The sequence below is a fragment of the Micromonospora sp. NRRL B-16802 genome (assembly GCF_001279555.1).
Taxonomy (GTDB): Bacteria; Actinomycetota; Actinomycetes; order Mycobacteriales; family Micromonosporaceae; genus Micromonospora; species Micromonospora profundi.
The window spans coordinates 16,798-34,273 of record NZ_LGEB01000052.1; the positions used below are offsets into that span (position 1 = coordinate 16,798).

Genomic DNA, 17,476 nt, shown 5'->3' on the forward strand with positions numbered 1-17,476 from the left:
ATGCCTCAGACGGCTACGAGCCGAAAGCCGACCCCGCGGACCGAGTGGATGGTGGCTGCGGCGTTGAGCCTGGCGAGCTTGCGACGGACCCGCCGGACGACCGAGTGCATGTCCGACCCGCGGCCCAGGTGCCGGTTGCCCCAGACCTCGAGGTGCAGCCGCTCGTAGGTCCAGACCTGCCCGGGGGCGTCGACCAGGCAGAGCAGCACGTCGTGCTCCAGCCGGGTCAGGTCGATCTCCTGGTCACGCCAGCGCAGGACCCGACGGTCGGAGTCGACGGACAGGTCGGGTGGCGGCGGCTGCGGAGCAGGCACCACCTCGGCGCGGACGGTCTGTGCCGGCAGCGCGGCGACAGGCGGCATCTCGACCACCCCGAGAAACTCCCGCGCCTGGTCGACGTTCGAAACGATGAGAAAGGCGTCGCTTCCGCCGAGCAGCCGAGCCAGTTGCCGGCGCTCGGCTGCCGACGACGCGATGCCGATGACAAGCGAGGCGACTGGGATCCCATGCATTGCCCCACCCCTTCCGGTTCCCCACACTCACTCCGGATGGTTTCGTGCCGCCGACCGAAACATCGATCAGCATCTTGACCCTAGTGGCGGTGCGTCTCGGCAAGGTAAAACATAGTTGCATGTAAGCATGTGGATGCGGCTCGGGGTCGTACCTCGTCGGTCGGTTGGGCGACAACGGCGAGTTTCCGGGCGGCTCCCTGGTGGGATCGCCCGGTTTGTTCCGGGACGAGCGCCGGCGGTTGTGACAGAACCAAGACACAGCGCGGACGGCGTCCGGACCTGGCCGGCCGACGATGGCCGGCATGTCCATCGGATCGTCGTACCCCGTCGACCGGTCGTCGGCCGCCCCCGCGCCGGTCGGCATCGCGCGACCGGAAGCGCCCGACCGCGTGTCCACGCCGCTGGTCCTGCGGCTGCTCGGTGCGGCAGTGTGTTTCCTTCTCACACTGGCTCTCACCGGCGCGCTGTTCGTGTGGACGTACCCCGGTCAGTGGTGGGACGGTCTGCTCCTGCCACGCGCCGAGTCAGGTGGAGGTTACGAGCAGCAGACCGATCTGGTGGTGCCCGCGCAGGCCGTGCTGGCGACATTCGGCGACCCGCTGTTCCTGGCCGCCCTGCTCGGCGGGGTGCTGCTGGTGGGCCTGCTCGGCCGACGGCTGCTGGCCGGCGTCGTCGGTGTCGTCATGGTGCTCGGCGCGGTCGTGGCGGCCGGCACGGCGAAGTCGGCGCTGCCCCGCCCGGATCTGGCGATCCCGAGTTCGACAACACACAACAGCTTCCCCAGCGGCCACGTCGCTGTCGCGGCGGCCATTCTGCTGGCGTACCTGCTGGTGCTGCCCGGACCGGCTCGGCGGTGGCTGGCGCTGCCCGGCGCGGCGGGCGTCTCGGTGATCGGCGCGGCCACGATGATCGCGGGCTGGCACCGGTTCAGCGACGTGCTCGGCGGCGTCCTGCTGAGCGTGACGCTGTTCTGCCTGGCGGCGGCCGTCCTGGCCGGCAGGCACTGTGGTGCCGTGCCCCGCCCGCCTGATGGGCTGGCGGCCGTCGGACGCCTACTGGCCGAGGCCGCGGCTGGGCTCGTCGTCCTCGTGGGGGTGTCGCTGGCGGTGGCGCCCGGTCTGGCCGCCGAGGTGCGGCGGGGTCCGATGCTGGCCATCGGCGCTGCCACCGGGTTGACGATGCTGGCGGTGGGCGCGGCGGTGTTCGTGGTGCGGTCGGTCGATTTCGCGGCACCGGCCCGCCCGCAAACGAGCCGCCCGCAGGCGAAAGGCAGGATATTTCCGTGATGGGATACTTGGCGGCATGTCCCAGGTCCTGCTGATCGAAGATCACCAGACGGTCCGTGACGGGTTGCAGTTGGCGCTCACCCGACAGGGCCACACTGTCGACGCCGTGGCAACCGGTGAGCAGGGGCTGGAACGACTGCGCGCGGCCACTGCCGACGTCGTGGTCCTCGATCTCATGCTGCCCGGTATGGACGGGTTCGAGGTCTGCCGGCGGATCCGCCAACTCGGCGACCTGCCGATCATCATGCTCACCGCCCGCAACGACGACATGGACGTGGTGGCGGGCCTGGAGGCCGGCGCCGACGACTACGTGGTCAAGCCGGTGCAGCCCCGGGTGCTGGAGGCACGCATCCGCGCGGTGCTGCGCCGCACGACAGTCGAGTCGCGGCGCGCCGACACCGAACGGCCCGGCCTGCGCCAGCACGGCGCCCTGACCATCGACCGGGCCGCACTGGTGGTCAGCAAGGACGGCACGCCGGTCAGCCTGGCCCCGACGGAGCTGCGCCTGCTGCTCGAACTCTCCCACACGCCGGGGCAGGTGCTCAGCCGTCAGCAGCTGCTGGAGGCGGTGTGGGAGCACGGCTACCTGGGCGACTCGCGCCTTGTCGACGCCTGCGTGCAGCGGCTGCGCGCCAAGATCGAGGACGAGCCGTCGGCCCCGGTCTTCATCCAGACGGTCCGCGGGTTCGGCTACCGGTTCGGGCCCCTGTGACGCTGTGGCGTGGGGCCGGCACCAGGGCTTCGGGCCTGCGGCTCCGGCTGGTCCTGGCGTTCGCCCTGCTGGGCGTCACCACCACGGCCGTGGTGGCCAGTGGAAGCTACGTCCAGGCGCGTACCGTGATCCTCCAGCAGGCGCAGGACGCGGCGGTGGCGTCGCTCACCGACCGGATCGCGAAGGTCTACCCGATCACCAGCCTGCCGTCCAACCCGCAGGAGCTAGACGTGTTGGCGCAGCGCCTCACCGACCGGAACGAGACCACGCTCATCCACTACCGGGGCGTGTGGTCGCAGGGCATCCAGGCGCCCGACCCCGTCACCCCGGAGCTGCGGGAGGCGGTCGCCGATGGTCGCATCGCCTGGCAACGTGTCGTTCGCGACGGTGTGCCAGTGCTGCTCATCGGCACCCAGCTGAGGATCGAACGCGCCGACGGTTCCTCCGTGCCGTCCGGGCTGGAGGTCTACTCGACACGCAGTCTCACGTCCGAGCAGCAGAGCATCGACCGGCTCGCCACCTTCGCGTGGCTGACCGGCGGGCTGTCCCTGATCCTCGCGGTCCTGCTGGCGCTGCTGGCCGCGCGGGGCGTGCTGCGGCCGGTACGGGAGCTGGGTCAGGCGGCCCGCCGGCTCGGCGAAGGCGACCTGTCCACCCGGCTGACCGTCCGGGGCGTGGACGAGTTGGCCGACGTGGCGCGGACCTTCAACGACACCGCCGGGAGACTGGAGAGGCAGGTTGGTGAACTGCGGCGGATGGAGGCCGACGCCCGGCGCTTCGTCGCCGACGTGTCACACGAACTGCGCACACCGCTGGCCGCGATGACGGCGGTCACCGACGTGCTCGACGAGGAGGCCGACCGGTTGCCAGGGGATGCCGGCCGGGCCGCCCGGCTCGTCAGTCAGGAGACGCACAACCTCACCCAACTGGTGAACGACCTCATCGAGGTGAGCAGGTTCGACTCGGGCACGGCGCGGCTCGCCCTCGACGACGTCGACGTCGCCGCGGCGATCACCGCGACCCTGCGGGTGCGGGGCTGGGCCGAGCGGGTACGCACGGAGCTGGCACCGGGAGTGGTCGCCCGGCTCGACCCCCGCCGGCTCGACGTCATCGTCGCCAACCTGGTCGGTAACGCCCTCCGGCACGGTGCCGAACCGGTGTCCGTACGCCTGGACGCCGACGCGGACTGGCTCACCATCGAGGTCAGCGACCATGGCCCGGGCTTGGATCCGCAGGTGCTGCCGCACGTCTTCGACCGCTTCTACAAGGCCGACACGGCCCGGACCCGCTCCGAGGGCAGCGGACTCGGCCTCGCCATCGCGTGGGAGAACGCGCGCCTGCACCGGCGCGACGGCCAGACGGGCAGCCTCATCGCCGGTAACGGCCAGCATGGCGGCGCGGTGTTCACGCTCCGCCTGCCGCGCCTGGCGTCGGAGACGGCAGCCGACGGAGACGTACGGTGAGCCGCCGAGCACCGCTGATCGCGGGAGGGCTCCTGTTCGCGCTGCTCGCCACGGGCTGCGGGGTCCGGCCCACCGACGTCATAAACGGCCGCCCCGCGGTGAGCGGCCCGGCCGAGGGCACGGGGATCTACCTGCTGTCGCAGGGACAGGTCGTGTTGGCGATCCGTTCGATGAAGCCGCCGTCGCCGCCGCTGTCCCTGTCGCCGGCCGAGACGCTGGCACTGCTCGCGCAGGGACCCACCGAGAGCGAGCGGAGTGCGGGGATCACCAGCGACGTGCCGACCGACCTGGTGCCGGCCAACGTGGGCCCGACAGCCGACGGAAACGGCGTCACAGTGACGGTGGCGAGTGCGGTGAAGCCGCTGTCGCCACTCGCCGTCGACCAGATCGCCTGCACAGTGGCCGATGCCTTGGCGCGCAGCGCGCAGGGCAGGAGTTTCGCCCCGGTCACGCTGGCCGGGCCGGACGGCACCCGCCCGGCCCGGACCTGTCCCGTGACGTGACAGCGGCTGGCTACGCCGGCGACCGCGGCTGGCTACGCCGGCGACCGCGGCTGTCTACGCCGGCGACCGCGGCTGTCTACGCCGGACGTGACCGTGGCTGTCTACGCCGAAGCGACAGCCTGCGGCAGTCCACTGGACGCGCGTCGGCCCGCGTCGGCCAGAGCGCCGTCGATCAAAATGTCGAGCAGAGCGGGAAACCCGATGCCGGCCCGCCGCCAGATCTGCGGGAACTGCGACGCGGCCGTGAACCCGGGGAACGTGTTGACCTCGTTCACGATCGGCTCCGCGCCCTCGCCGGGCAGGAAGAAGTCGACCCGGAGCAGCCCTCGGCAGTCGAGGGCGTGGAAGGCGCGGATCGCACGGTCCCGCAGAACCTCGGTGGTGGCGGCGTCGAGCGGGGCGGGGATCTCGAAGACCGCCCCGCCGTCGTACTTCGCGTCGTAGTCGAAGAAACCATCGCCGACCACCCGGATCTCCAGGGGCGGCCCGGCCTGCACCCGGCCGTCGGGGTGCTGAAGGACCGCCACGTCGATCTCGCGGCCCCGCGCGCCCTGCTCGACGAGCACCTTCGGGTCGACAGCGCGGGCGCGCTCCAGCGCCGCCGGGAGGATCGCCCAGTCCGTCACCTTGACCACGCCCAGGCTCGACCCCGCACGGGCTGGCTTGACGAAGACCGGCAGACCGAGACGCCGCTGGTCGGCAGGCGACAGGTCCTCCCCGGGCCGCAGGGTCACCCCAGGGCTGACCCGCAGGCCCTCCGCCGCGAGGAGGCGCTTGGTGACGCCCTTGTCCATGCCCGCCGCGCTGGCGAAGACACCGTTGCCCACGTACGGCACGCCGAGCCATTCCAGCAGCGACGCGACGGTGCCGTCCTCGCCGTACGGGCCGTGCAGGGCCGGGAACACCACGTCCTGGGCGCGTACGACCCGCAGCGCCTGGGGCAGCGGTGTCGGACGGCCGTCGACGTGCCACGCGCCGTCGGTGCCGATGAGCACCTCGGTGATCTGGTACCGCTCGCGGTCCAGCGCGGCCAGGATGCTCTCGCCCGACCGGCGCGACACCGCGTGCTCGCCGCTGCGCCCGCCGTACAGCACTGCCAGTCGTGTGGTCATGAGATGTGTGCTCCCTCGTGGATGTGGTGGCGGCCCACCCGGGCCCCGATGCCGGTCAAGATCTCGTGTGGGTTGGTGCCGGCCCACCGCGCCCACTCGGTGACGCTCGGCGCGGCGTCGTCGGCGCCGAACACCACGACCGGATCTCCGATGGCCACGGGCAGGTCGCCGACGTCGACGACGCACTGGTCCATGGCGATGCGACCGACGATCGGACGGCGTCGGTCGCCGAGCCACACCTGGGCGCGACCCTCGGCGGCGCGGGGCAGGCCGTCGGCGTAACCGAGCGGCAGCAGCGCCAGCGTCGCGGCCCGGCCGGTCACGTACTCCGGTCCGTAGGACACGCCGGTGCCGGCGGGCACCCGCTTGACGTTGACCACCGCTGTCCGCAGCGTCAGGGCGGGCCGCAACCCGAACGCGCCGGGCCCGCTCGCGCCGAACGGGTCCACGCCGTACAGGGCGAGCCCGACCCGGCACAGGTCGAAGCGGGTGTCGGCCGCCGACAGCGCCGCCGCCGAGTTGGCAAGGTGCACGAGGTCGGGGTGCAGGCCGGCGTGCCGGGCTATCCGCAGTGCCTCCTCGAACGTGGCCACCTGCCGGGGCAGGCACTGACTGCCCGGTACGTCCGCGTCGGCCAGGTGGGACCACACGCCGCGAACCTGGATGCCGCCCTCCACCTCGTACTTGCGGGCCCACGCCACCATTTCCGGCCAGTCGTCGCCGCTGGCCCCGTTGCGGGACAACCCGGTGTCGACCTTGAGCTGCACCGTCGCGGGCACGCCCACCTGGCGGGCCGCGTCGACGATCGCGTGCAGGTGGGTTGTCGTCGACACGCCGACGTCGACACCCGCTCTGATCAGCGCGGCGAAGTCGTCGTCCGGGCGATGCAGCCAGCTCAGCGCGGGCGCGGTGATGCCGGCGTCGCGCAGGGCCAGCGCCTCAGCCGCCGAGGTCACGCCCAACCATCCGGCGCCGGCACCCAGCGCTGCCCGCGCCACCGGCACCGCGCCGTGACCGAACCCGTCCGCCTTCACCACGGCCATCAGGTCGGTGCCGGTGACCGCCGCTACCGTCCGGACGTTGCCGGCGATCGCTGCGAGGTCGACCACCGCCTCGGCCAGCGCGCTCATCTGGCGGGCTCTGGGTGGGCGGCGACCGGGGCCGCCGGCCGGCGGGGGCCGGGGAGCGCGAACAGCCAACCGGCGCGTACCGCCAGCAGCCAGCGGTGGATGGCCAGGCTCAGACCGATGACGAGCCCGGTCAGCACTATCGGATAGCCGAGCACCACCAGGTCCTGACCGATTCGGCCCAGCCTGGACACGGGGGAGTGCAGCAGTCGGTGCAGCAGCGCCAGGACGGGCATGTGGATGACGTAGATGGGCAGGGTGATGCGCCCCAGGGTGGCCAGCCAGTCGCCGAGGACACGCCACCGGCACAACCGGGCGGCGGCGGTGACGCCGAAGGCCACCGCCACGACGGAGACCGCCGGCCACACGCCGAACCACCGCTGGGCGCCGGCCGCCGCCATCGCGACGAGAACCACGGTGTACGCCCCGCAGGTCAGCACCAGCCGGCGTCGGGTGGCGGTCGCCGCCCACTCTTCGATCAGGGGTCGCAGGTGCAGGCCGGCGAGGAAGAAGACCAGGTTCTGGTAGAGGCCGGCCCGGTTGCCCGGGGTGTCCAGCAGGCCGGCCGCGGCGACGGCCGACAACACGGCGGCGGGTACGAGCACCAGCGCCCGGGGCGCCCGCCTGGTCACCTTGGCAAGCGTGAAGTAGAGCGCCAGCGCGTACAGGTACCACAGGTTGGACGGGGTGATCGTGAGCTGTTCCAGCAGGCCGAGGGCGGAGGTGGCACGGTCGGTCGGGAAGTCCGGTGCCGCCGCGAGGACCACTGTGTGGATCAGCAGCCAGAGGGCGTACAGGTAGAGGAGGCCGGCGACACGACTGCGGGCGACGCGTCGCCAGGGCCGCGTGACGGCGTTCGCCGCGAAGACCCCGGAGATGGTGAAGAACAGCGGCATCCGCAGCGGCAGGAACTGCTCGCCGAGCGCGCCCCACAGGCCCGGCACAGGTACGTCGAGGTGCCAGTCGATCTGCAGGTAGTCCTTGACGATCACGTGCCAGGCGACGACGAGGATGATGCAGACGCCCTTCGCGGCGTCGGCCCACCGCACCCGTCCCGACGCCGCCGGCGCGGCTGCGGCCAGGGCCATTGGCCGGCGGTGACGGAATCGGTCACGCGGCGCGTCGGGCTGGTGCTCGGCGGGCCGGGCGACGGTGGAGGTAAGCGTTCGGGTCACCCACCAGAAGCTGCCAGCGGGATATCCACGCATGAACCACGAGATGTCATGAACAGGTAATGGCTGTCGCCGGATCCGTCGCGCGGACACCGCCGACAGCCGTGCCGGTGACGCCGCGGGCCACTAGGCTCGCTCCGGAGGTGCCCAGATGAAGCTTGGTCTGCACTACTGGAGTTTCTCGAACCCGGCCGATCCGGCCATGATCGCGCCGACACTTGCGGAGGCGGCCACCACCGCCGAGCAGGCGGGCGTCGCCTCGTTCACAGTGATGGACCACTTCTTCCAGATGGACGCGGTGGCCCCGGCCGAGGAGCCGATGCTGGAGGCGTACACGACGCTCGGCTACGTGGCGGCGAACACCCAGCGGATGACACTGGGCGTGCTGGTCACCGGTGTGATGTACCGGTATCCGGGTCTGCTCGCCAAGACCGTGACGACCCTCGACGTGCTCTCCGGCGGTCGCGCCCGCCTCGGCATCGGGGCGTCCTGGTACGAGCGGGAGCAGCGCGGCCTCGGCGTGCCCGTGGTGCCGGTGGCCGAACGGTTCGAGCGGCTGGAGGAGACGCTGCGCATCTGCCTGCAGATGTGGAGCGACGACAACGGGCCGTTCGAGGGGCGGCACTACCAGCTCGCCGAGACGATCAACTCGCCGCAGCCGTTGAGCCGTCCCCGCCCGCCCATCATGATCGGCGGCGGGGGAGAGAAGAAGACCCTGCGCCTGGTGGCCCGGTACGCCGACGCCTGCAACCTGTTCGGCACGGCCGAAGGCGCCGGCGAGGTGGCGCGCAAGTTGGACGTGCTGCGCGAGCACTGTGCCGCCGAGGGCCGCGACTACGACAGCATCGTCAAGACGGTTGTCGCCCACCGGCCGCCGTTGGACGACGTCGACGCGTTCCTCGCCGAGGTCGCCGAGTACGCCGCGCTCGGTGTCACCGAGGTGCAGGTAACGCCGGACCGGCGCCCTGTGGAGTTCGCGCAGCGGCTCGGCGACGAGGTGGTGCCCCGGCTGGCCGACCTCGGCTGATCCGCGACGGCGACAGACAAGGGGCTGCCCTCCACCGGCGTGGAGGGCAGCCCCTTGTCGAGCCGTACGAGGTCAGGCGACAGTTGCGGGGAACCTCTCCCACACCCGGTGCGCGGCCAGCAGCTGCTGCACCGCCGTCAGCGCCTCCGGACCGGAGTCGGCTGACACGACGCCCGGGGCGCCGGCCACGCCGGCCTGCTCCAGGACGCCGACACCGGCACCCCAGGCGCCGATCGCCTTGGCGTGCCGCCAGCACTCCTCGACGAGCAGCAGCACGCGGGGGTCGACGGCCGTCGGGCCGGGTTTGCCGGCCTTGGCGTCGCGGGCGGGCAGCGCGTCCGGCGCGGGAGCCGGTGCGCCGGCCAGCAGGAGCGCGTCCAGCTCGACCGACCGGCCGGTGGCGAAGGTCCGCTGCACCGGCATGTCGCCGACCAGGCCACCGTGCGGGGCGATCAGCAGCGGCACCATGCCGGCCGCGAACACGGCCAGGCGTACCTCGTGCAGGTCGTCGAGGCCACCGTCGGGGTCGACGACGATCCCGACCATCCGGCCGTCGGCCGGCCACTCCTGGCCGACCTGCGACAACGCGGGGCTCGGCGTGACATCGGCGAGCGGCACCGTCGGCTGCGGCGCGGGCAGGCCGAGACCGGTGGCGACCTGCTCGCACAGCACCGGGTCGATGTTGGCCAGGCACTGGAGCTGACGCTCCTTGATCGCCTGGTGGTAGCACTTGCCCAGCTCGAAGGTGTACGCCCTGATGATGTGCTCCTTCTCGACAGGCGACATGCTCAGCCAGAACAGGCGTGCCTGGCTGTAGTGGTCGTCGAAGGAGACCGGGTTCGCGCGTACCTTGGGCGCCTGCGCCACAGTCACCGGTACGTCCAGGAAGGCGTGCTCGGCGTCACCGGCCGGGAAGGGGTTGCCCCCGTCGAGCGAGTTCGGCCGGTACGGCGCCACCCCGGCGTGGACGGCGTGCTGGTGGAAGCCGTCGCGCAGCATGTCGTTGACGGCGGCGTGCGGCCGGTTGATCGGGATCTGCGTGAAGTTCGGGCCGCCCAGTCGGGTGAGCTGCGTGTCGACGTACGAGAACAACCGGCCCTGCAACAGCGGGTCGTTCGTGACGTCGATGCCCGGCGGAAGGTGGCCGAGGTGGAAGGCGACCTGCTCGGTCTCGGCGAAGAAGTTGGTAGGCGTCCGGTTGAGGACGAGCCGGCCGACGGGCTGCACCGGCGCGAGTTCCTCCGGCACGATCTTGGTCGGGTCCAGCAGGTCGATCCCGGCGAAGGTCTCCTCGGGGGTGTCGGGGAAGACCTGGATGCCCAGCTCCCACTCGGGGAACGCGCCGGCCTCGATGGCGTCGTAGAGGTCGCGGCGGTGGAAGTCCGGGTCCATGCCGCTGAGCATCTGCGCCTCCTCCCAGTCCAGGGAGTGCACGCCGAGCTTCGGCTTCCAGTGGAACTTCGCAAGCGCCGTCTCCCCGGCCTCGTTGACGAGGCGGAAGGTGTGCACGCCGAACCCTTCCATGGTCCGGTACGAGCGCGGGATGCCCCGGTCGGACATGTTCCACAGGGCGTGGTGCTGCGCCTCGGTGTGCAGCGAGACGAAGTCCCAGAAGGTGTCGTGGGCGCTCTGCGCCTGCGGGATCTCCCGGTCCGGGTGCGGCTTGCCGGCGTGGATGACGTCGGGGAACTTGATGGCGTCCTGGATGAAGAACACCGGGATGTTGTTGCCGACGAGGTCGAAGGTGCCCTCGTCGGTGTAGAACTTCGTCGCGAAGCCCCGGGTGTCGCGGACCGTGTCGGCCGAGCCCCGCGAGCCGAGGACCGTGGAGAACCGGACGAACACCTCGGTCTCCCGGCCCTTCTTGAGGAAGCCGGCCCGGGTGACTGCCTCGGCGGTGCCGTAGGCGGTGAACAGGCCGTGCGCGCCGGCGCCCCGGGCGTGCACCACGCGCTCCGGGATCCGCTCGTGGTCGAAGTGCGTGATCTTCTCGCGCAGGTGGTGGTCCTGGAGCAGGACCGGCCCTCGCGGCCCGGCCTTGAGGGAGTGGTCGGTGTCGCGCAGCCGCGCCCCGTTCGCCGTGGTGAGGTACGCGCCCTGCTGACCCTTCGCGGTCTTCGGCACCCCGGTCTCCGCGCCCGTGGGCGTACGGGTCTGCGGCGCGCCCTGCTCCGGTTTGGGCGGCAGCGGGTCGCGGGGCGTCGTCGGCTCGTCGACGGTCGGCGGCGCGCTGCCGGGTGCGCCGGGCACCTCCGGCGTCAGGGCGTCGGTGATCTTTTCGGTGGCGGTCTTGACGACGTTCTTGACCGCGTCGGCGGGCTTGCTGGAATCCACGGAACGGAACCCCTCCGTTGAGCGTTATGAGCGGGCGTCTGCCCTGCTACCCCTGGTCAGGGGGTCAAAACACAACAGCGGTGGGCGGGACTGGTGATTTCGCCGATGCGGGGGGCGCGCCGAGCGGACAACACTGACGGACGTCGATATCGCTCGACTCTAGGGAGTGCCCGACGTGCCGTCACCAACCACCACCCGTCCCCGTTCCGTGGCAGCCCGAGCCGTCCGGTTCGCGCTGGCCGCCACCCTCGTCGCCGGCGGCGTCCTGGCCGGACCCTCCGGTGCCGCCCAGGCGGCGAGCCCGTACGAGCGGGGCCCCGCCCCGACCACCGCGATCCTGGAGGCCAGCCGCGGCCCCTTCACCACCGCCTCGCAGAGCGTCTCCTCGCTGAGCGTGACCGGCTTCGGCGGCGGCGTCATCTACTACCCGACCAGCACCAGCGAGGGCACCTTCGGCGCCATCGCCATCTCGCCCGGCTACACGGCCTCCTGGTCCAGCATCAGCTGGCTCGGCCCGCGGATCGCCTCGCACGGCTTCGTGGTGATCGGCATCGAGACCAACACCCGGCTGGACCAGCCGGACAGCCGGGGCCGGCAGCTGCTGGCCGCGCTTGACTACCTCACCGAGCGCAGTTCGGTGCGGAGCCGGATCGACAGCAGCCGGCTCGCCGTGGCCGGTCACTCGATGGGTGGCGGCGGCAGCCTGGAGGCGGCCTCGTCCCGGCCGTCGTTGCAGGCCGCCGTGCCGCTGGCGCCCTGGAACCTGGACAAGAGCTGGTCCGAGCTGCGGGTGCCGACGCTGATCATCGGTGGCGAGAGCGACTCGGTCGCGCCGGTCTCGTCGCACTCGGTGCCGTTCTACAACAGCATCCCGGCCTCCGCCGAGAAGGCGTACCTGGAGTTGAACGGGGCGAGCCACTTCTTCCCGCAGACGACGAACACGCCGACCGCGCGGCAGATGGTGGCCTGGCTGAAGCGGTTCGTCGACGACGACACCCGCTACGAGCAGTTCCTCTGCCCGGGCCCGAGCGGCTCGCAGATCCAGGAGTACCGCAACACCTGCCCCAGCTACTGAGCACGTCAAACCGGGGCGGCCACTGCTGGTGGCCGCCCCGGTCGCGTGCCGGCCCGACGGCGTGCCGGCCCGACGGCGTGCTGGTCGGGGGCATTGAAGGTATTGACGCCGTACCCGAGAAACGTACACTGCGAGTGTAAATAACACCCCGCCACGACGCGAGGGATGGGTGATGGAACGCGGGCTCGAACTGCACCACATCGGCGTCCGTTTCGGCGGCCTCACCGCCCTCGACGACGTCTCGCTGCGGGTGCCACCCAACCGGGTGGTGGGCGTGATCGGGCCCAACGGCGCCGGCAAGACCACGCTGTTCAACGTGATCTGCGGTTTCGTGACGCCGGAGACGGGTTCGCTCACCCTGGACGGTCGGCCGCTGCGACCACGGCCGCACGGCCTGACCCGGCTGGGCATCGCGCGGACCCTGCAGGGGACCGGGCTCTTCGCCGGGCTCACCGTGCTGGAGAACGTGATGACCGGCGCTTCGCACACCGCTCGTGCGGGTTTCGCCTCCGCCCTGTTCGGGCTGCCCCGCAGCGACCGCGACGAGCAGCGACTGCGCCGGCAGGCAGTGGACATCCTCGACGACCTCGGCATCGCGGGGTACGCCGACGCCGCGCCGACCACGCTGCCCTTCGCCGTACGCCAGCGGGTCGCCCTGGCCCGCGCGCTCGCCGCACGGCCGCGGCTGCTGCTGCTCGACGAGCCGGCCGGTGGCCTCGGCGCCGACGACATCACCGAGCTGGCGGAGTTGGTCCGGCAGCTGCCCCGCCGCGACGCCGACCCGTGCGCGGTGCTGCTCGTCGAGCACCACATGGACCTGGTGATGGCGGTCTGCGACGAGATCGTGGTGCTCGACTTCGGCCGGGTGATCGCCGCCGGCACGCCGGACGAGATCCGCGACGATCCGGCGGTCACCGACGCCTACCTGGGCGCCGCGATCGAGGACGCCGCTGTCGACGGTGTCACCTCGTGAGCGCGCCCGATCTGCTCGTGGTGCGCGGGCTGGTGGCCGGCTACGGTGCCGCGCCGGTGTTGCAGGCCATCGACCTGACAGTGCCCGCCGGCACCATAGCGGCGGTGGTGGGCGCCAACGGCGCCGGCAAGACGACACTGCTGCGCGCGCTCTCTGGCATGATCCGCCCGTCCTCCGGCCAGGTCGTCCTCGCCGGAGAGGACCTGCGGGATACGCCGGTGGAGCAGCTCGTCCGACGCGGCATGGCGCACGTGCCGGAGGGGCGGGGCGTGATCAGCGAACTCACCGTCGACGAGAACCTGCGGCTCGGCGGCCTGTGGCGGCGGGACCGGGCCGACGCCGGCCGCGCCCTCGACGAGGTCTACCAGCTCTTCGAGCCGCTCGCCAGGCGTCGCCGGCACCTCGGTCACCAGCTGTCCGGCGGTGAGCGGCAGATGCTCGCGCTCGGTCGGGCGCTTGTCGGCAGGCCACGACTGCTGCTGCTCGACGAACCCTCGCTCGGCCTGGCCCCACGGGTGGTCGCCCGGACCATGGCCCTGCTGCGGCAACTGCGCGACAGCACCGGCCTGACGGTGCTGCTCGTCGAGCAGAACGTGCGCAGCGCGCTCGCCGTCGCCGACCAGGGCGTGGTGATGTCGCTGGGCCGGGTCGTGATCGCCGCCCCGGCCGCCACGCTGCGCGACGACGACGACCTGCGCCACGCGTACCTCGGCTTCTGACCACCACCTCGTTTCCGAAGGGAGGACTGTTGGACCGCTTCGTCTTCCTCACCATCGACGGCCTGTCCCGGGGCGCGGTGTACGCCGCGTTCGCGCTGGCCCTGGTGCTCATCTGGCGGGCGGCGCGGGTCGTCAACTTCGCCCAGGGAGCGATGGCCGTCGCCGCCGCGTACGTCGCGTACACAGTGTCCGCCGCGACCGGCTCCTACTGGGTGGGCTTCGTTGTCGCGATCGTCGCCGGGCTTGTGCTCGGCGCGCTCGTGGACCGGGTCGTGATGCGCCACGTCGACCACGCCTCACCGCTCAATCCGGTGATCGTGGCGCTCGGGCTGGTGCTGTTGATCCAGGCCGTGCTGGGCATGGTGTACGGCAACGAGTTCCGTCCCGCCGAAGCGCCGTTCAGCCGGTCCGCCCTTACCGTGGGCGGGGTCGCCGTGCTGTCGCCGTACGACCTGTTCGTCTTCGCCACGATCGGTGTGGTGGTGAGTGCGCTGGCGTGGATGTTCGCGCGTACACCCGTGGGGTTGCGGATGCGGGCGGCGGCCTTCGCGCCGGAGGTGTCCCGCCTGCTCGGTGTCAACGTGGGCGGGATGTTGACGCTCGGCTGGGCGCTCGCCTCCGGCGTGGGCGCGCTGGCCGCGATGCTTGTCCTCCCCACCGAGCTGGGTCTGCATCCGCACGCCATGGACCTGGTGTTCGTCTCGGCGTTCACGGCGGCGGTGGTCGGTGGGTTGGACAGCCCACCGGGCGCGGTTGTCGGTGGATTGGTGGTGGGTCTGCTGCTGTCCTATGTGAGCGGCTACGTCGGCAGTGACGTCACCCCCCTCGCGGTGCTGGTCCTGCTGCTGGCGGTGCTGCTGGTCCGGCCCGGTGGGCTGTTCGCCCCGGTCGCTGCGAGGCGAGTGTGAGCGCCACCCGGGCGGCAGTGCCGCCGAAGCAGCGATCCGCGGGGGTCGGTGACCGCCCGGTCGACGGTCGGCGCGGCTCGACACTGCTGCGGCATCTCGCGGTGGCGCTCGCCGTGGGGCTGGCGCTGGTGGCGGTCAGCTACGCCGTCGAGCCGTTCCGCAACTTCCAGCTCGCCACAGTGGCGGCGTACCTCTGCGCCACAGCCGGGCTGACCGTCCTCACCGGGCTCAACGGTCAGCTGTCGCTGGGGCACGGGGCCTTGATGGCCGTCGGCGCGTACACGGTGGCTCTGTGCCAGACCGCGTTCCTCGACAGGGGGATGACCGGCGGTTGGCTGTTGGCGGTCTCGCTGGTCGCGGCGATCGTCAGCACGGTGGCTGTCGGCGCGGTGGTCGGTGTGGCCGCCGCCCGGCTGCGGGGTCCCTACCTGGCAGGTGTGACCCTCGCCGTGGCCGTCGTCGTGCCGGCGCTTGCCGTCACCTTCGACGGGGTGTTCAACGGTGAGCAGGGGCTGTCGGTGCCTGTGGAACCGCCACCGATGGCGCTCGGCGCGTACTTCCCCTACGAGCGGTGGCAGCTCTGGCTCTCGGGCGCTGCCACCCTGCTCGCCCTGGTGCTGCTGGCCAACCTGATCCGCAGCCGGTACGGGCGCACGTTCCGGGCGGTCCGCGACGACGAGGTGGCGGCCCGCCTCGCCGGCATCCACGTGGCGCGTACCCAGGTCCTCGCGTTCGTGGTCAGTGCCGCCACGGCCGGGCTCGGCGGCGCCCTGCTCGCGGTGCTCGCGCAGAGCGTCTCGCCGGGCGCGTTCTCGCTGACGCTGTCGCTGTTCCTGCTGATGGCCGTGGTGATCGGCGGCCTCGGTCGGCTCGCCGGAGCGTTGTGGGGGGCTGTCCTGCTTGTCGCCCTGCCGGACCTCACCCATTCGGTGACCGAATTGTTCACCCTCTCGCCCGCGGTGGCGCAGCGGCTGGAGGGCAACCTCCCGCTGGCGATCTTCGGCATCACGCTGATCGTCGTGATGATCGCCGCGCCGGGCGGCGTGCAGGGCGTGCTGTCCCGTCTCGGCCGGGCCCTGCTGGCCCGATGGCCGGCACGGCGTTCCTGAGCTGTTCTCGGCCCGGCCTCGGCCGGGCGCCCCACCACACCACACCGTTCCCCGAGAATCGGACCGAGAAAGGTCGGTGTTCCTCATGCACCGTACGGCACAACGCGGTCTCGCGATCGCCAGCACAATAGCCCTGCTCATCGCCGCCGCCGGTTGCAGTGGCGACGACGGCGGCTCCTCCTCCGGCGGGGCATCCGTGCCGGGGGTCACCGACACCGAGATCGTCGTCGGTACGCACATGCCGCTGACCGGGCCGGCCTCGGCCGGCTACTCCAAGATCGCGCCGGCGACGAAGGCGTACTTCGACTACGTCAACGCCAACGGCGGTGTGCACGGCCGGAAGATCACCTACAAGATCATGGACGACGGCTACAACCCGGCGAACACCCAGCAGGTGGTCCGGCAGCTCGTCCTTCAGGACAAGGTCTTCGCCGTCCTCAACGGGCTCGGCACCCCGACCCACACGGGCGTTCTCGACTTCCTCAAGACCAACAGGGTGCCCGACCTGTTCGTGGCCTCCGGCAGCCGCAGCTGGGACCAGCCGGACAAGTATCCGGGCACGTTCGGGTTCAACCCGGACTACACAGTCGAGGGCAAGATCCTCGCCAACTACGTGAAGGCGAACCACGCCGGCCAGAAGGTCTGCTTCCTCGGCCAGGACGACGACTTCGGCCGCGACAGCCTGGTGGGCGTGGAGAAGGTGCTCGGCGCCGGGGGCGTGGCGGTCAAGCAGACGTACGTCACCAGCAACACCAACGTCGCGCCGCAGATCGGCGCGTTCAAGGCCGCCGGCTGCCAGGTCGTCGTGCTCGCCACGGTGCCCGGCTTCACCGCCCTGTCCGTCGGCACCGCCGCGCGGCTGGGCTTCAAGCCGCAGTGGCTGGTCTCGAACGTCGGCGGCGACCACCCGACCCTTGCCAAGCAGCTCGGCGAGGCGGCTCCGCTGCTGGAGGGCATGGTGGGCGCCAACTACCTGCCGATGCAGAACGACACGGCGAACCCGTGGATCCAGCTCTTCACGAAGATCAACAAGGAGCACAACGGTGACGCGCCGTTCGACGGCAACACCGTCTACGGCATGTCCGTCGGCTACCTGTTCGTGCAGGTGCTGCTCGCCGCCGGCAAGGACCTCACCCGGGAGAAGGTGCTCACCGCGGTGCAGAAGGGTGGCTTCCAGGGGCCGGGCCTCGCGCCGCTGCGCTTCTCCGACAAGGACCACTCCGGGTACGGCGGTCAGCGCCTGACCCGGGTGAGCGGGGGAGCGCAGAGCTACTTCGGGCCGACGTACGAGACCGACGAGGAGGACGGCCCGGTCACCGAGTTCTCGACCGCCCCGGTCGCGCCGCCCGCCAACGGGGTGCCGACCGTCTCCTGACGACTCGTACACCCGGCCGTCGACCGGTCGTGGTCACCGTCGACCGCGCCCGGTCGTACGGCTGCGTCC

General features: G+C 71.7%; 16 protein-coding genes. 11 read left to right on the top strand and 5 right to left on the bottom strand.

Annotation, left to right across the window (positions count from 1 at the left end):
- Positions 1–5: 5 nt before the first annotated feature.
- Complete coding sequence (locus ADK66_RS09930; RefSeq protein ID WP_053653721.1) at positions 6–512, bottom strand: winged helix-turn-helix domain-containing protein; 507 nt, start codon at positions 510–512, stop codon at positions 6–8.
- A gap of 302 nt (positions 513–814) precedes the next feature.
- On the opposite strand from ADK66_RS09930, the gene ADK66_RS09935 reads away from it, so the two are divergent.
- From ADK66_RS09935 to ADK66_RS09950, 4 genes are read left to right on the top strand one after another with little or no spacing between them, the layout of a single operon-like run.
- Positions 815–1,798, top strand: coding sequence for a phosphatase PAP2 family protein (locus ADK66_RS09935; RefSeq protein WP_053653723.1), 984 nt, complete (start codon positions 815–817; stop codon positions 1,796–1,798).
- A gap of 16 nt (positions 1,799–1,814) precedes the next feature.
- Entirely contained in the window at positions 1,815–2,510 is a 696-nt protein-coding gene (locus tag ADK66_RS09940; RefSeq protein WP_053653725.1) for a response regulator transcription factor, read from the top strand.
- Positions 2,507–3,973: a HAMP domain-containing sensor histidine kinase gene (locus tag ADK66_RS09945; protein WP_053653727.1), complete on the top strand. Its 1,467-nt coding sequence runs from the start codon at positions 2,507–2,509 to the stop codon at positions 3,971–3,973. Before ADK66_RS09940 ends, ADK66_RS09945 begins: the two co-directional genes overlap by 4 nt.
- On the top strand, positions 3,970–4,476 hold the full coding sequence (locus tag ADK66_RS09950; protein WP_053653729.1) for a hypothetical protein: 507 nt from the start codon (positions 3,970–3,972) through the stop codon (positions 4,474–4,476). Before ADK66_RS09945 ends, ADK66_RS09950 begins: the two co-directional genes overlap by 4 nt.
- A gap of 101 nt (positions 4,477–4,577) precedes the next feature.
- On the opposite strand, the gene ADK66_RS09955 is transcribed toward ADK66_RS09950, so the two are convergent.
- From ADK66_RS09955 to ADK66_RS09965, 3 genes are read right to left on the bottom strand one after another with little or no spacing between them, the layout of a single operon-like run.
- On the bottom strand, positions 4,578–5,588 hold the full coding sequence (locus ADK66_RS09955; protein WP_053653730.1) for a D-alanine--D-alanine ligase family protein: 1,011 nt from the start codon (positions 5,586–5,588) through the stop codon (positions 4,578–4,580).
- The gene (gene alr / locus ADK66_RS09960; RefSeq protein ID WP_082377371.1) at positions 5,585–6,718 is read right to left on the bottom strand and encodes an alanine racemase; all 1,134 of its coding nucleotides are present in this window, start codon (positions 6,716–6,718) and stop codon (positions 5,585–5,587) included. The genes ADK66_RS09955 and alr overlap by 4 nt, the downstream gene beginning before the upstream one ends.
- Complete coding sequence (locus ADK66_RS09965) at positions 6,715–7,890, bottom strand: acyltransferase family protein (RefSeq protein WP_053653840.1); 1,176 nt, start codon at positions 7,888–7,890, stop codon at positions 6,715–6,717. Before ADK66_RS09965 ends, alr begins: the two co-directional genes overlap by 4 nt.
- A gap of 148 nt (positions 7,891–8,038) precedes the next feature.
- On the opposite strand from ADK66_RS09965, the gene ADK66_RS09970 reads away from it, so the two are divergent.
- A complete protein-coding gene (locus tag ADK66_RS09970; protein ID WP_053653732.1) occupies positions 8,039–8,914 on the top strand; it encodes an LLM class F420-dependent oxidoreductase in 876 nt (291 codons plus the stop codon).
- A 72-nt stretch (positions 8,915–8,986) separates the two neighbouring features.
- On the opposite strand, the gene ADK66_RS09975 is transcribed toward ADK66_RS09970, so the two are convergent.
- The gene (locus ADK66_RS09975; RefSeq protein WP_053653734.1) at positions 8,987–11,248 is read right to left on the bottom strand and encodes a catalase; all 2,262 of its coding nucleotides are present in this window, start codon (positions 11,246–11,248) and stop codon (positions 8,987–8,989) included.
- 175 nt (positions 11,249–11,423) lie between these two features.
- Here ADK66_RS09975 and ADK66_RS09980 point away from each other — a divergent pair, with 175 nt between their 5' ends.
- The 6 genes from ADK66_RS09980 to ADK66_RS10005 all read left to right on the top strand — a co-directional run bounded on the left by ADK66_RS09980 (position 11,424) and on the right by ADK66_RS10005 (position 17,407).
- Positions 11,424–12,323: an alpha/beta hydrolase gene (locus tag ADK66_RS09980; RefSeq protein ID WP_082377379.1), complete on the top strand. Its 900-nt coding sequence runs from the start codon at positions 11,424–11,426 to the stop codon at positions 12,321–12,323.
- Positions 12,324–12,495: 172 nt separating this feature from the next.
- Positions 12,496–13,296, top strand: a complete 801-nt coding sequence (locus tag ADK66_RS09985; protein ID WP_053653736.1) for an ABC transporter ATP-binding protein — start codon at positions 12,496–12,498, stop codon at positions 13,294–13,296.
- Entirely contained in the window at positions 13,293–14,015 is a 723-nt protein-coding gene (locus ADK66_RS09990) for an ABC transporter ATP-binding protein (protein ID WP_053653738.1), read from the top strand. Before ADK66_RS09985 ends, ADK66_RS09990 begins: the two co-directional genes overlap by 4 nt.
- A 29-nt stretch (positions 14,016–14,044) precedes the next feature.
- Entirely contained in the window at positions 14,045–14,923 is an 879-nt protein-coding gene (locus ADK66_RS09995) for a branched-chain amino acid ABC transporter permease (RefSeq protein WP_053653740.1), read from the top strand.
- A complete protein-coding gene (locus ADK66_RS10000) occupies positions 14,920–16,032 on the top strand; it encodes a branched-chain amino acid ABC transporter permease (protein WP_053653742.1) in 1,113 nt (370 codons plus the stop codon). The genes ADK66_RS09995 and ADK66_RS10000 overlap by 4 nt, the downstream gene beginning before the upstream one ends.
- Before the next feature lie 85 nt (positions 16,033–16,117).
- Positions 16,118–17,407, top strand: a complete 1,290-nt coding sequence (locus ADK66_RS10005; protein WP_053653844.1) for an ABC transporter substrate-binding protein — start codon at positions 16,118–16,120, stop codon at positions 17,405–17,407.
- The last annotated feature ends 69 nt before the right edge of the window (positions 17,408–17,476 follow it).